Origin of the sequence: Actinoallomurus sp. NPDC052274 (assembly GCF_040679475.1) — a bacterium.
In the GTDB taxonomy this organism is placed as follows: Bacteria; Actinomycetota; Actinomycetes; order Streptosporangiales; family Streptosporangiaceae; genus Actinoallomurus; species Actinoallomurus liliacearum.
Genome location: NZ_JBFAUT010000024.1, coordinates 62,325 through 75,670, shown reverse-complemented (window position 1 = coordinate 75,670; position 13,346 = coordinate 62,325). Strand labels below are relative to the sequence as shown.

Annotated in this window: 13 protein-coding genes; 9 read left to right on the top strand and 4 right to left on the bottom strand. The window is 72.0% G+C overall.

Features of this window, described 5'->3' with window-relative positions:
• Window positions 1–159 precede the first annotated feature (159 nt).
• Window positions 160–954, top strand: a complete 795-nt coding sequence (proC, locus tag AB0K82_RS21600; protein ID WP_364399351.1) for a pyrroline-5-carboxylate reductase — start codon at window positions 160–162, stop codon at window positions 952–954.
• Between the two features lie 134 nt (window positions 955–1,088).
• Here the strand turns inward: proC and AB0K82_RS21595 are convergent, their stop codons facing one another.
• Window positions 1,089–2,279, bottom strand: a complete 1,191-nt coding sequence (locus AB0K82_RS21595; protein WP_364399350.1) for an ROK family protein — start codon at window positions 2,277–2,279, stop codon at window positions 1,089–1,091.
• A gap of 115 nt (window positions 2,280–2,394) precedes the next feature.
• On the opposite strand from AB0K82_RS21595, the gene AB0K82_RS21590 reads away from it, so the two are divergent.
• From AB0K82_RS21590 to AB0K82_RS21565, 6 genes are all read left to right on the top strand, one after another.
• Window positions 2,395–3,447, top strand: coding sequence for a hypothetical protein (locus AB0K82_RS21590; RefSeq protein WP_364399349.1), 1,053 nt, complete (start codon window positions 2,395–2,397; stop codon window positions 3,445–3,447).
• Window positions 3,444–4,337: a BadF/BadG/BcrA/BcrD ATPase family protein gene (locus AB0K82_RS21585; protein WP_364399348.1), complete on the top strand. Its 894-nt coding sequence runs from the start codon at window positions 3,444–3,446 to the stop codon at window positions 4,335–4,337. The genes AB0K82_RS21590 and AB0K82_RS21585 overlap by 4 nt, the downstream gene beginning before the upstream one ends.
• Before the next feature lie 23 nt (window positions 4,338–4,360).
• On the top strand, window positions 4,361–5,296 hold the full coding sequence (locus tag AB0K82_RS21580) for an ABC transporter substrate-binding protein (protein WP_364399347.1): 936 nt from the start codon (window positions 4,361–4,363) through the stop codon (window positions 5,294–5,296).
• Between the two features lie 4 nt (window positions 5,297–5,300).
• Window positions 5,301–6,263: an amino acid ABC transporter permease gene (locus AB0K82_RS21575; protein WP_364399346.1), complete on the top strand. Its 963-nt coding sequence runs from the start codon at window positions 5,301–5,303 to the stop codon at window positions 6,261–6,263.
• Complete coding sequence (locus AB0K82_RS21570) at window positions 6,260–7,024, top strand: amino acid ABC transporter ATP-binding protein (RefSeq protein WP_364399345.1); 765 nt, start codon at window positions 6,260–6,262, stop codon at window positions 7,022–7,024. Before AB0K82_RS21575 ends, AB0K82_RS21570 begins: the two co-directional genes overlap by 4 nt.
• Window positions 7,025–7,086: 62 nt before the next feature.
• The gene (locus AB0K82_RS21565; RefSeq protein WP_364399343.1) at window positions 7,087–7,482 is read left to right on the top strand and encodes a hypothetical protein; all 396 of its coding nucleotides are present in this window, start codon (window positions 7,087–7,089) and stop codon (window positions 7,480–7,482) included.
• Window positions 7,483–7,694: 212 nt separating this feature from the next.
• Here the strand turns inward: AB0K82_RS21565 and AB0K82_RS21560 are convergent, their stop codons facing one another.
• The gene (locus tag AB0K82_RS21560) at window positions 7,695–8,594 is read right to left on the bottom strand and encodes a hypothetical protein (RefSeq protein ID WP_364399341.1); all 900 of its coding nucleotides are present in this window, start codon (window positions 8,592–8,594) and stop codon (window positions 7,695–7,697) included.
• A 194-nt stretch (window positions 8,595–8,788) separates the two neighbouring features.
• Between AB0K82_RS21560 and trpS the strand changes: the two genes are divergently transcribed.
• Window positions 8,789–9,772 (top strand): tryptophan--tRNA ligase, encoded by a 984-nt coding sequence (trpS, locus tag AB0K82_RS21555; RefSeq protein ID WP_364399339.1) that lies wholly within the window; start codon window positions 8,789–8,791, stop codon window positions 9,770–9,772.
• A 55-nt stretch (window positions 9,773–9,827) separates the two neighbouring features.
• On the opposite strand, the gene AB0K82_RS21550 is transcribed toward trpS, so the two are convergent.
• The gene (locus tag AB0K82_RS21550) at window positions 9,828–10,703 is read right to left on the bottom strand and encodes a helix-turn-helix transcriptional regulator (RefSeq protein WP_364399337.1); all 876 of its coding nucleotides are present in this window, start codon (window positions 10,701–10,703) and stop codon (window positions 9,828–9,830) included.
• 154 nt (window positions 10,704–10,857) lie between these two features.
• On the opposite strand from AB0K82_RS21550, the gene AB0K82_RS21545 reads away from it, so the two are divergent.
• Window positions 10,858–11,898, top strand: a complete 1,041-nt coding sequence (locus tag AB0K82_RS21545; RefSeq protein ID WP_364399335.1) for an NAD(P)-dependent alcohol dehydrogenase — start codon at window positions 10,858–10,860, stop codon at window positions 11,896–11,898.
• A gap of 327 nt (window positions 11,899–12,225) precedes the next feature.
• Here AB0K82_RS21545 and AB0K82_RS21540 read toward each other — a convergent pair whose 3' ends face one another.
• On the bottom strand, window positions 12,226–13,233 hold the full coding sequence (locus AB0K82_RS21540; protein ID WP_364399333.1) for an alpha/beta hydrolase: 1,008 nt from the start codon (window positions 13,231–13,233) through the stop codon (window positions 12,226–12,228).
• Window positions 13,234–13,346: the final 113 nt, after the last annotated feature.

Below are 13,346 nucleotides of genomic sequence, written 5' to 3'. Positions count from 1 at the left end.
GATCCTCATCGACAACAGCGGTCACAAGTGATTCACCGGAGGAGTCGTGATCTTTCCGGGTGATCGGAACTTTTTTGCGGAGACGGCGCGTCCGCAGGTCACGGAGCAGGCGGAGCGGGGGGCTCGGTACGCTTCTGGGAGACACGGAGGCTGGAGACGATGATCGCGATTCTGGGTGCCGGCAAGATGGGCGAGGCACTGCTGTCCGGAGTGCTGCGCGCGGGGCGCCGACCGTCCGAGCTGCTGGTCACGACGCGCCGCGAGGAACGCGGCGCGCTGCTGCGCGAGCGGTACGGCGTGCAGGTCGTCACCAACGCCGAGGCCGCGGCGACCGCGGACACCCTCGTCCTGGCCGTCAAACCGCAGGACATGGACACGCTGCTGCGGGAGCTGCGGGAGCACGTCCCGGCGGGCCGCCTCGTCATCTCGATGGCCGCCGGCATCCCGACCGCGTTCATCGAGGAGCGCCTGCCCGACGGCGTCGCGGTCGTCCGCGTCATGTCGAACACGCCCGTCCACGTCGACGAGGCGATGAGCGTGATCTCCGCGGGCACGCACGCCGGGGAGGAGCACCTGAAGCTGACCGAGGAGCTGATGAGCCCGGTCGGCAAGGTGCTGCGCATCCCCGAGTCGCTGCAGGACGCCGCCACCGCCCTGTCCGGCAGTGGCCCCGCGTACTTCTACTACCTCGTCGAGGCGATGGTCGACGCGGGCATCCTGCTCGGCATGCCGCGCGCGGCGGCGCTCGAGATGGTGATCCAGTCGGCGGTGGGCGCCGCGATCATGCTGCGCGACTCCGGCGACCACCCGGTCATGCTGCGCGAGGCGGTCACCTCGCCCGCCGGGACGACGATCTCGGCCATCCGCGAGCTGGAGCGCCACGGCGTGCGCGCCGCCGTGATCGAGGCCATCGAGGCCGCCCGCGACCGCGGCCGCGAACTCGGCGCGGGCTGACCGCCGGTCGGAGAGGATCCACCGGCGGGCCGCTCGGGCCGCGACCGAGGTGGTCCGTCGGGTTCACCTCGCGGACCGATCGCTCGCGAGCTGGAGCGGGGAGCGCGGCCGGGCTCGGGACCGGCGCGCGGTCCTCAGGCTGTGACGACCGAGGGGCGCTCGACCAGGGGTGAGTGGAAGCCGTCCAGCATCGAGCTCAGCGCGTAGTCGGTGGTCAGCAGCACGGCGCCTTCGAGGGTCGCGTCGTCGCCGAGTTCGGTGACCGTGACCGCGATCTCCGAGCCGAGGTCGCGCAGCGCAGCGCCGACACCGGGGAGCAGTTGCGGGTTCTTCCCGACGCCGCCGCCGAGCACGACGAGGCCCGGATCGAGGATCGCGGTGACGGCGGCGACGAGGCGGCCGACCTCGCCGGCGTGGTCGGCGACCTGAGCCCGGGCGGCGGCGTCACCGGCGGCGGCCGCCTCGAACAGCTGCTGGGCGGTATCCGGCGCGGGGACGACCCCCGCCCGCCGGGCCCGGTCGAGCAGCGCGTCCGAGCCGAGGTGGCGTTCCAGCGCCTCCCGCTGCGGGTGGATGCCGGGAGCCCAGGGGAACGGCAGGAAGGACACCTCGCCACCCGCGCCGGTCGCGCCGCGCAGGAGCCGGCCGCCCATCACGATCCCCAGGCCGATCCGCACGCCGATCTGCAGGTACGCGAAGTTGTCGACGTCACGGGCCGCGCCCTGATGCGACTCGGCGAGCGCGGCGCAGTTGACGTTGTTCTCGAAGATCACCGGAACGCCGTCCGGCAGCCGCATGGCGGCGACGAGATCGCGGGCCAGCCGCTCGATCGGCCGGGCGGCCCGGTCGGCGGGGGACAGGTCGAGGCCGGGCGGAATGATCTTTCCGACGGCGACCGCGACGGCGCGCAGCGGGTCGCGCGTGGCCAGGCCGTCCATGATCCCGCGGACGATCTCCCCGGCGTGCGCGGCGACGTCCTGGTCGCGGCCCCGGCGTACGGTGTGCCGCTCGCGCACGAGGTCGTCGCCCGCCAGGGACCGGGCCAGGACGTCGACGTGGGTGTTGCCGAGGTCGACGCCCAGGATCCAGCCGAGCCCGGGGCCGGGGCCGTAGACGGTCGCGGCGCGGCCCAGCGCGCCCTGCGTGGTGCCCACCCGGCCGACGAAGCCGCGGCTCTCGAGCTGGCCGAGCGCGGTGCCGATGGTGGGATGCGAGAGGTCGAGGTCGGACGTGAGCTGCGGCCGGGTGACCTGCCCGCGAGCGACCACCTTGGCCAGCACCGCCTTGGCGGTCTCGGGTAGCGGGGCCTCCGCGCTCGTACGCATCACCGAACATTCTCCTCTCCCGTGTTCCCGTCCCGGAACACTCTTGACCCAACTTATTTAAGTAGATTACTTTTACAACTCCTCGCAGGTCAGTGCTATTAGCAAGGAGTTTCACGTGGTCGATCGGCAGCATGCCGTCCAGGAGCGGATCCCGTACCTGGAGGCCTTCGCCGCCCAGCCCCGCCAGCTCGACAAGGCGGCCGCGTTCGTCGCCGACCGGCTCGCCGCCGGGGCGTTCGACGTGTGGCGCGCGCCGCGCAGCGTGCTGCTCGCCGGGATCGGCGCCAGTCACGCGGCCCTCGCCGCACCGGTCCACGCGCTGCGCGCCCGCGGCGTCGTCGCCCAGCGGACGTCCTGCGGCGAGCTCCCGGCGCACCGGCAGACGCGGACCGCCCGCCTGGCCGACCTGTACGTCGGGGTCTCCCAGAGCGGACGCAGCCGGGAGACCGTGCAGACCCTCCTCGACGTCGAGCGCGAGGCGCGCGCCGGGGTCGCCAACTACGCGGACACCCCGCTCGGCGACGTCTGCGACGCGGTCCTGTCATTCGGCGACCTGCCGGACAGCGGGGTATCCACCATCGGCTTCACCGGCACCGTCATGGCGCTCGGCATGGCCGTCGAACGCTGGACCGAAGGGGCCGTCGGCGCCGGTTGGTCCGGTCTCGGCGACCAGATCGAGGCCGTCATGGAAGAGGCGGAGCCGGTCGTCGACGCGTTCGCCGAACAGGTCGTGGGCGTTCGCGCCGTCGACGTCGTCGGCGGGGGGCCCTCGGTGACGGCCGCCGAGGAGGGCGCGCTGCTGCTGCGCGAGGGCGTGCGCTACCCCGCCATGGGCATGGAGACCCGCTCCTACCTGCACGGGCCGATGGACAGCGCCGGCGACACCGCGCACGTCGTGCTCGGCCGGGAACGCGAGGGGCTGCTCATCGACCAACTCGCCGAGCGTACGGACAAGCTCCTATTCATCACCGACCGGGACGTCAGCACGTCCGCCGGCCGGGTGATCCGGCTGCCCGAGGTGAACGCGTGCCGGCGGGCCGTCCTGGAGATCGTCGTACTGCAACTGCTGCTGCGCTCGACGGCCCGGCTGCTGTCGGCCGACATCGACGAGTCGATCTTCCGGCGGCTCGACACCAAGATCGACGCAGTGCGCGAGTTGTCCGCATGACCGATGTGGTGGCGGGCTTCGACGTCGGAGCGACCAAGACCAGGCTGCGCGCCGAGACGCTCTCCGGGGAGACGGTCGCCGACCTGACCTGGCCGAGCGGGGACTGGCGCCGGTACTCCTACCCGGTCCGGGCCAAGCGGCTGGCGGACCTGCTCGAGGGCGCGCTCGGCGACGGGACGACTCTGAGGGCCCTGGCCGTCGGGGCCCACGGGTGCGACAGCGCCGAGCAGTGCGCTCGGTTCCAGGAGGTGCTCGCGCCACTCGTCGGCGTCCCGCGCACGGTGGTCAACGACGCCGAGCTGATCGTTCCAGCGAGCGGACGGTCGACCGGCATCGGCCTCATCGCCGGGACCGGGTCCATCGCGGTCGGCCGGAACGCCGGTGGCGAGACCCTCTACGCGGGCGGCTGGGGCTGGTTCCTCGGCGACGACGGTGGCGGCGCCGGCCTCGTCCGCGAGGCGGCCCGCGCCGTACTGCGGGCGCGCGACCGCGGGCAGGACGATGACCCCCTCATCGGCCACCTGCTGCAGGCGCTCGAACTGCCCGACACCACGGGCATCTCGACGCGTCTGACCACTGGAACGCCGGAGTGGTGGGCCGGCTGCGCGCCCGTCGTGTTCGCCGCCCACCACGACGGGTCCGCCGCCGCCCGCCAGGTCATCGAGTCGGCAGGCCGCGAGTTGGCCGAACTGGTCCGCACCCTCGCCGACAGGGGAGCGACCGCCGACCGCGTCGTGGCGGCCGGCGGCGTGATCGTCCACCAGCCGCCGCTCCAGGCGGCGTTCACCGCGGCGCTCGGCGATCTCGTCCCCGGCTGCCGCGTCCACGTTCTGACCGAGCCCCCGGTCAACGGAGCGGTCCGGCTGGCCCGCGCCCTGGCGACCGCCTGACACGACAACAGGGAGACAGCGAGATGAAGATCACGGCGAGATGGCAGCGCGCCGTCCTCCCCTCGGCGGCCCTCATGGTGCTGCTGGGAGCATGCGGGAACGGATCCGCGACGGACGGCGGATCGGCGAAGGCGGCCGACCTCGGGCCGATGCAGGGCATCCCCACCCCCGCCAAGGACGCGAAGCTGGCCGCGCTCGTCCCCCAGGCGATCCAGACCAAGGGCGAGATCACCGTCGGCACCGACGCGACCCTCGCCCCGAAGGAGTTCGTCGCCGAGGACGGCAAGACCATCCAGGGCGTCGACATCGACATGGTCTACGCGGCCGCCGGAGTGCTCGGCCTGAAGGTGCGCCTGCAGAACCTCAACTTCCAGAGCCTCATCCCGGCGGTGACGAACGGCAAGTTCGACCTGGGGAACTCCTCCGCCGCGCCGACCCCCGAGCGGGAGAAGGTCCTCGACTTCGTCACGACGGACTACTCCGGCGAGTCGCTGCTCGTGCGCAAGGAGGACGCCAAGACCATCACCGGCCTCGGCGACCTGTGCGGCAAGACCGTCGCCGTCGTCCAGGGATCACTCGAACTGACCGACGCGCAGGACCAGAACAAGAAGTGCACGCAGGCCGGCAAGCCGGCCGTGACGACCCAGGCGTTCCCGGACCAGTCATCGGCCAACCAGTCGCTCGGCAGCGGACGTACGCAGGTGCTGTTCGCCGACTACCCGGTCACCGCCTACCAGGCCGAACAGTCCCACGGCGCGCTCGTCACCGTCGGGCCGATCATCCGCGCCGGCCTGGAGGCGATGTTCATGAAGAAGGGCTCCGGCCTGGCCCAGCCCCTCGTCGGCGCGATGAACAAGCTCATCGCCGACGGGACCTACGCCAAGATCCTCGCCAAGTGGGGGCAGCAGAAGTCCGCCCTCACCAAGTCCGTCGTCAACCCGCCCACCGAGAAGGGGTGACCCCGTGAGCCTCACGGAGCAGGCGCGGGCGGTCGACGCCCCCGCCCCCGGTGACGAGATCCACGCCCGACGGCGGCGGCAGCCCGCGAGCTGGGTCGGGGCCGCGATCGTGGCCGTCCTCGCCGCCATGCTCGTCCACACCCTGATCCGCAACCCGCGCTACCAGTGGTCCGTGGTCGGGGACTACTTCACCTCGACCCAGATCCTCTCCGGTCTGCTCCAGACCCTGGAGCTGACGGTCCTCTCGATGCTCATCGGCATCGTGCTCGGCACCGTACTGGCGATCATGAGGCAGTCGCGGAACCCCATCCTCTCCGGTACCGCGTGGGGCTACGTATGGTTCTTCCGCGGCACACCCCTGCTCGTGCAGGTCATCTTCTGGTACAACCTCGCGTCGCTGTACCCGCGGCTCTCCGTCGGCATCCCGTTCGGACCCGCGTTCGTCACCGCCGACGCCAACCACCTCGTCTCGCGGCTCACCGCCGCCCTCCTCGGGCTCGGCCTCAACCAGGCCGCCTACACCGCCGAGATCGTACGCGCCGGCATCCTGTCGGTGCCGCGTGGCCAGATCGAGGCCGCGACGGCGCTCGGCATGACCCCGATGACCAGGATGCGGCGCATCGTGCTGCCCCAGGCGATGCGGGTCATCATCCCGCCGATCGGCAACGAGACGATCGGCATGCTCAAGACCACCTCGCTCGTCAGCGTCCTGGCCATGCCTGAACTGCTCTACAGCGCGCAGCTCATCTACTCCCGGACGTACCAGACGATGCCCCTGCTCATCGTCGCCAGCCTCTGGTACCTCATCGTCACCACCGTGCTCACCCTCATCCAGACCCGGATCGAGAAGTACTTCGGACGCGGTACCGGGCGACGGTCGTCCCCGGGCGCCGTACGCCGGTTCGGCAAACGCGCGTTCACGTTCCACGGCGCTCCGCGCGTCACCGAGGGAGGTCCGACCCGATGACCGAGCCGTTGGTCCGCGCGGAGCGGGTGTGGAAGAAATTCGGTGACCACCACGTCCTGCGCGGCATCGACCTGGAGGTACGGCCGGGGGAGGTCGTCTGTCTCCTCGGCCCGTCCGGGTCGGGTAAGACGACGTTCCTGCGCTGTATCAACCACCTGGAGAAGATCGACGCGGGCCGGCTGTACGTCTCCGGCGAGCTGATGGGATACCGCCGCCGCAACGGCCGCGTCGAGGAACTGCCGGAACGCGCGGTGGCCCGCCAGCGCGCCGGCGTCGGCATGGTGTTCCAGCAGTTCAACCTCTTCTCCCACATGACCGCGCTGCAGAACATCGTCGAGGCCCCGATCCGGGTCCAGGGGCGGGCCCGGGCGGAGGCCGAGGAGCAGGCGCGTGAGCTGCTGGCCCGTGTCGGCCTGGCGGACAAGGCCGGGCACTATCCCGCCGAACTGTCCGGCGGCCAGCAGCAGCGGGTCGCCATCGCCCGGGCCATGGCGATGCGCCCCCGCCTGCTCCTGTTCGACGAGCCGACCAGCGCGCTGGACCCGGAACTCGTCGGCGAGGTCCTCGACGTGATGCGCGACCTCGCGCGGGAGGGCATGACGATGGTCGTCGTCACGCACGAGATGGGCTTCGCGCGCGAGGTCGCCGACCGGGTCGTGTTCATGGACGAAGGCGTCATCGTGGAGAGCGGAGCGCCGGCGGAGGTCTTCGACGAGCCACGGAGCCCCCGTACGCGCGCCTTCCTGGCGAACGTTCGCTGAAAGCGCCGCACTTTTTCGGCCGGACGTTGAACCGAAGCGGCCTCGCGAACGGTGATGCAGGTATGGGCCTGATATTTCGCCTGCTCGTCGTCGCGGGGCTCGCGGTCGACGCGTACATCCACTTCCACCTGGCCGGGGACATGGGGTCGGGCGGCGGCCTCACCGAGGGGACGCTGTTCTGGATCCAGGGAGCGCTGGCCGCGCTCGTCGCCGTGCTGGTGCTCATCCGCGCGACCCGCCTCACGTACGGGATCGCCTTCGTCGTCGCGGCCAGCGCGCTCGCCGCCGTCCTGCTCTACCGGTACGTCGACGTCGGGCCGCTCGGCCCGATGCCGAACATGTACGAGCCGGTCTGGTACGCCGAGAAGGTCGTCACCGCCGTGGCCGAGGCCGTGGCGACCATCGCCGCCGCGCTGGGCCTCTGGCGAACGTCGCCACGAGTGGCGACCGGCGGGTGAGGGGCGCGGCGGGGTCTCCCACAGCTACGGCTGGCGATCGCTGCGCATAGACGACAGCAATCACCAGGGATTCCGCGCCGCGTCCCTCTCACCGCGCGCCGAACGCTCGGTGAAGCCGCCGAGATCGGCTCCCTTACCGGAGTGAACCGCCCGGCAGCGCGCCCCTTCGCCGAGCCTTCCGCCCGGCCCGTCGAAGCCAGGCGACCAGGCGTTCAGCGGGTGATGCGGCGGCCGCGGGCGACCTCGGCGGTCTCGGCCTCCCGCCGGGCGCGCAGCAGCAGCCCCACCCAGGACCGGTACGGCCGCCAGGCCTCGGCGATCGCCGCGAGGCGCGCCGGGCTGGGGTCGTGCAGGCCGTACTCGTGGGCCATCTCGTCGTGCAGCCGCCGCTCGGAGGCGGGGAAGACGTCGGGGTGCCCCGCGCCCCGGATGAGGATCAGCTCGGCGGAGAACAGCCCGATGCCGGGGGTCCGCTGCAGCTCGACGAGGGCCTGCGCGGTCTCCATCGCCCGCAGCCGGTCGGCCTCCAGGTCGCCGTCGAGGGCGGCGCGGGCGATGCCGTGCAGGCGCTCGATCTTGACCGGCGGCAGCCCCGGCACGTCGGTGACGGTGAGCAGCCGCTCCGGCCCCGGGAAGGCCGCCACCCCGCCGACGACGTCGCCGAGACGCTCGGCCATGCGCTGCTTGATGCCGGCGGCCTGGGCCATCCGGACGCGGTGCCCGATCACGGTCCAGCAGGCCGCCTCGTACGGCGAGTGGAACAGCACCGGCCGCAGGCCCGGGAAACGCTCCCGGAGCCGTACGACGTGCGGGTCGTCGAGCGCGGCGAAGCCGGTGCCGTCGACGTCCAGCGACAGGATCCGCCGGGCGTGCTCGGCGGCCGGCGCCACGTCGTCGGGGTGCGCCTCGATCTCGGCGTGGACCGTGTCGCCCTCCTGACGGAGCCGTACGCCCACGGGACGCCAGGACGGCGCGGCGGGGAAGGCGAGCGCGAGCGCGCCCCGGTGCCGCCCGGCGTCCGGCCGGCCCGCCGGCGTGAACCCTTCCAGGAACCGGATGCTCGCCGCCAGGTCGAACGGCCCCCGCACGGCGAGCGCGACATTTTCCGTCATACCGCGATGGTCACCCTGAGGTACGACGTTTTGCCGCGCTACAATCGGGCCCATGCGAGGAACGCTCAACAGCAGTAGCTGGTGGGTCGCCTGACGGCGGCCGACCTCTCCTCGCGTACCCACTCGACGGCCGCCGCCTCGGCGGCCGTTTCTCTTTCCGCCGGGTGCGGTGGCCCTGTTCACAAGGAGTCACCGTGGCCCGCGTCCTCAGCCTCTTCACCCCGTCCGGCCGCCCGACCCTCGGCAACCTGCTGGGCGCGCTGCGGCCGTCCGCGCTGCGCCTGACCGCCGGCGCCGCCCGCACGGATCACGTGTACGGGATCTCCGACCTGCACGCCCTCACGAGTCCGCACGACCCCGCGCTGCTGAACGAGCGGGCGCTGGAGCTGGCCGGGCTGGCCGTCGCGGCCGGCATCGACCCGGAACGGTGCGTGTTCTTCCGGCAGAGCGCGGTCCCCGCGCACACCGAACTGTCGTACCTGCTGGAGAGCACCGCCCACTACGGCGAGATGCAGCGGATGATCCAGTTCAAGGAGAAGTCGGCCCGACATGAGGTGGTGCGCCTGTCGCTGCTCACCTATCCGGCGCTGATGGCCGCCGACATCCTGCTGTACCAGGCGACCGACGTCCCGGTCGGCGCGGACCAGTCCCAGCACCTCGAGCTGGCCCGTGACCTGGCCGAGCGCTTCAACCGGGCGTACGGGCCGGTGTTCACCCCGCCCCGCGCGGTGCTGCCGAAGGCCGCGGCGCGCGTCATGGACCTGGCCGACCCGTCGCGGAAGATGAGCAAGTCGATGGACTCGCCGGGAACGATCTACCTGCTCGACCCCGTCGACGTCGTACGGCGCAAGGTCATGCGGGCGGTCACCGACTCCGGCTCGGACGTGACGTACGACCCGGAGGGCAAGCCGGGCGTGTCCAACCTCCTGGCCATCCTGTCCGCGTGCACCGACACGCCGGTCGAGGCGCTGTCGTACTCCTCGTACGGCGAGCTGAAGCGGGACACCGCCGACGCGGTGATCGCGCTGCTCGAGCCGCTGCGGGAGCGGTACGCCGTCATCGCCGCCGACCGCTCGGGGCTGGAGAAGGTCCTGCGCGAAGGGGCGGAGCAGGCCCGCGACCTGGCCGCGCCGACGCTCGCCGCGGCGCGGCGCGCGATCGGCCTGACGGCTGCCTGAAGGACACCCGCCTCAGGGCCCGCCGCCCGGCCGCGAGAACGGCCGGGCGGCGCGCTCAAGGGCCTTCGAGGAGGCTGTGGGCCTCGTGGCCGGGTGTGGTCGCCCAGCTGGCGAGCAGGCGGAGTCTGTCTTCGGAGTCGCTGCCGGGTTCGGCGCCGTAGACCACCAGGGTGAGGCCGTCGGCGGGCAGGTCCAGGGACTCGTAGGTGAGGTGGAGGTCGCCGACGACGGGGTGGTGGAAGGGTTTGGCGCCGATGTGGTGCTGGCGGACGTCGTGCCGGGCCCAGCGGGTGCGGAAGTCGTCGCTGCGGGTGCAGAGTTCGCCGACGAGGTCGGTGAGGTCTTTGTCGTAGGGGTCCCGTCCGGCTTGGGCGTGGAGGAGGGCGACGGTGTCGTCGGCGGCGCGGTCCCAGTCACCCCAGAAAAGATGGGACCTGCGATCGAGAAAGATGAACCGGGCATGGTTGGGGGTCGCGCCGCCGGCTGCGTCGATCATGGGAGCGTACAGCGCTCGGCCGAGAGCGTTAAAGGCCAGGATGTCGCCGCGGCCGTTCATGACGAGCGCGGGCGCGTCGGTCATGGCGTCCAGCATCCGCTGCACCGTGGGCCGTACCTGCTGCGGGGCGGAGCGGCGCCGGCGGCGCGGTCCGGGTCCGGCGGTGCGGGCCAGGTCTTCCAGGTGGGTGCGCTCTTCGTCGTTCAGCCGCAGGGCGCGCGCCAGGGCGTCCAGGACGCTGTCGGAGACTCCGGACAGGTCGCCCCGTTCCAGGCGGGAGTAGTACTCCACGCTGACGCCGGCCAGCTGGGCGACCTCGGCACGGCGCAGGCCGGGCACCCGGCGGATGCCGTAGGAGGGCAGCCCGGCCTGCGTCGGCGTGATCTTGGCCCGGCGGGAGGTCAGGAACTCCCGGACTTCGCTGCGATGGTCCACTCTTCCCAGGCTAGGCGGCGCTCCACCGGCCAGGGGTGCCCTGCCAGTACACCCTTCAGCAGTGCCTTCCTCCCGCCCGGACCAGGGCTTTTGATGGGTAGCGACCGCCCCGTGACTTCTCGGGGAGCGGGCCCGGATCAAAGGAGCGATCTTCATGCGTGTCCACGCCTATGCCGCACCGGCCGCCGGCGAGCCGCTGGCCCCCACGACCATCGAACGGCGTGACGTCGGCCCCAATGACGTTCTCATCGAGATCAAGTACGCCGGCATCTGTCACTCCGACATCCACACCGTGAGCGGCGACTGGGGCCCCCAGCCCTTCCCTGTCGTCCCCGGCCACGAGATCGTCGGCATCGTCGCCGAGGTCGGCGCCGCCGTCACCCGGCACCAGGTGGGCGACCGCGTCGGGGTCGGCTGCATGGTCAACTCCTGCGGCCGCTGCGCCAACTGCCGGGGCGGTGACGAGCAGTACTGCCTTGACGGGATGGTGCCCACCTACGCGGGCGTCGACCGGGACGGGACCGTCACGCAGGGCGGCTACTCCACGCACGTCGTCGTCGACGCCGACTTCGTCCTGTCGGTGCCCGAGGGCATCGACTCCGCGGCCGCGGCGCCGCTGCTGTGCGCCGGCATCACCACCTACTCGCCGCTGCGCCGCTGGGGAGCCGGGCCGGGCAGGAAGGTCGCCGTCGTCGGCCTCGGCGGGCTCGGGCACCTGGCCGTCAAGATCGCCCACGCCATGGGCGCCGAGGTCACCGTGCTCTCGCAATCCCTCAAGAAGCAGGAGGACGGCCTGCGGCTCGGGGCCGACCACTACCACGCCACCGGCGACCCCGACACGTTCGAGCGGCTCGCCGGCCGGTTCGACCTGATCGTCAACACCGTCAGCGCGGCCATCGACGTCGACGCCTACCTCGGCCTGCTCGCCGTCGACGGCACCTTGGTCAACGTGGGCGCCCCCGCCGAGCCGCTGAGCGTCAACGTGTTCTCCCTCCTGAGCGGCCGGCGCTCCTACGCCGGGTCGATGATCGGCGGCATCGCCGAGACGCAGGAGATGCTGGACTTCTGCGCGGAGCACCACATCGGCGCCGACATCGAGCTGATCTCAGCGAATCAGATCAACGAGGCGTACGAGCGTGTCCTGGCCTCCGACGTCCGCTACCGGTTCGTCATCGACACCGCCACTCTCGGCTGACACGGAGCGCGGCCGGCCGATGCGACCGGGCGGGGTACGGGCGACGACGCGTCAGATGGAGCGGTAAGAGTGAGCGGCCCTCGGGTGAGGGCCGCTCTCTTCGGGGCCGAGGCCGGCGTCCGGCCATGGCTCTTGTCGCTTCGGCTCTGTCTACCGGTGACCGAAGGTCATGATCTTCCTCGCGATCCAGCACCACACGGCGCCGATGGCGAAGCCGATCGACCGTGCGGGGCCCATGCGGGTACGCAACCGGTCGAAGGTGTCACCGTCCGGGGCGCGGGAGGTCCGGGCGCCGCATCCCGCGTACGGCACCGGATGGCTCGCGGGTCAGGCGGCCTCGGGGACGGAGCCGTGGTCGGCGTCGCGGCGGATGAAGCGCGCGGCCTCCCGCATCGCCGCGCTCGCCTCCGGGATCAGGCCGTTGAACATCTGGAACACGTGCATCTGGCCGGGCCAGACCTGCAGCTCGTAGTCGGCCCCCGCCTCGGCCAGCACGTCGGCGAACTTCTCCGCCTCGTCCCGCAGCACCTCGATCCCGCCGACCTGGATGAGGAAGGGCGGCAGGTCGGCGCTCGCGCAGGTGAGGAGCGACAGACGTGGATCGTTCCAATCTCCGGCCCCCACGTACAGCCGGCCGAACCGCGTCGCGACCGCCGGGACGATGAACGGATCCCGGCGCAGCATCGGCGAGGTCAGCGCCAGTTCGCCGGTCAGGTCGATCCAGGGGGAGAAGAGCACCACCTTGCCGGGTGTCGGCAGGTCCGTGCGGCACGCCTCGCCGGCCAGGGCGGCGGCCAGGTGCCCACCGGAGGAGTCGCCCACCACGGTGATCCGCTCGGGCGGCAGGCCGCGGGCCAGCAGCAGGCGGTACGCGTCCAGAGCGTCCTCGAACGCCGCCGGGAACGGATGCTCCGGCGCCTGCCGGTAGCGCGGCGCGAACACGGGCATCCCCGTGTCCATGGCCAACCGGGTGGTGATCACCCGGTGCGTGCGGGGCGAGCAGATCGCGTACGCGCCGCCGTGCAGGTACAGGACCACGCCACGGCTCGCGTCACCGCCGGGCGGCCGCAGCCACTCGCCGCGGACCGGGCGCCGGATCGCCGGGAGGTCGACACAGGGATCGCTGAAGGGCTCGACGTGGACGCGGGGGTCGGCGCGCAGGCAGTGCGAACCCGCGCCCAGGAGGGTGCGCCACACCCGGACGCCGGTCGGCCTGCCCTTGACGCGGCCGGAGAAGGGCCGGACCCCCAGCCGGATGGCCGCGGCCAGCGCGCGGCTCTGGGAGCTGGGGGTCCGCTCGTACGGGGGGAGTTCGGCATCTGCGACGTACGTCATGGCAACCGCCTCCTGCGCCAGGAGTCACCTAGTTAGTTAGATGCCCCACATGTCCGGTTCCTCACGTCACAAACATGTAGAGTTAAGCGCTACATGTCTGACATCTGGCAAAT

Coding starts and splice junctions, on each gene's coding strand:
- AB0K82_RS21565 (WP_364399343.1), top strand. CDS start 7,087: ATGGGCCTGATATTTCGCCTGCTCGTCGTCGCGGGGCTCGCGGTCGAC.
- AB0K82_RS21540 (WP_364399333.1), bottom strand. CDS start 13,233: ATGACGTACGTCGCAGATGCCGAACTCCCCCCGTACGAGCGGACCCCC.
- AB0K82_RS21545 (WP_364399335.1), top strand. CDS start 10,858: ATGCGTGTCCACGCCTATGCCGCACCGGCCGCCGGCGAGCCGCTGGCC.
- AB0K82_RS21585 (WP_364399348.1), top strand. CDS start 3,444: ATGACCGATGTGGTGGCGGGCTTCGACGTCGGAGCGACCAAGACCAGG.
- AB0K82_RS21560 (WP_364399341.1), bottom strand. CDS start 8,594: ATGACGGAAAATGTCGCGCTCGCCGTGCGGGGGCCGTTCGACCTGGCG.
- AB0K82_RS21595 (WP_364399350.1), bottom strand. CDS start 2,279: ATGCGTACGAGCGCGGAGGCCCCGCTACCCGAGACCGCCAAGGCGGTG.
- AB0K82_RS21580 (WP_364399347.1), top strand. CDS start 4,361: ATGAAGATCACGGCGAGATGGCAGCGCGCCGTCCTCCCCTCGGCGGCC.
- proC (WP_364399351.1), top strand. CDS start 160: ATGATCGCGATTCTGGGTGCCGGCAAGATGGGCGAGGCACTGCTGTCC.
- AB0K82_RS21570 (WP_364399345.1), top strand. CDS start 6,260: ATGACCGAGCCGTTGGTCCGCGCGGAGCGGGTGTGGAAGAAATTCGGT.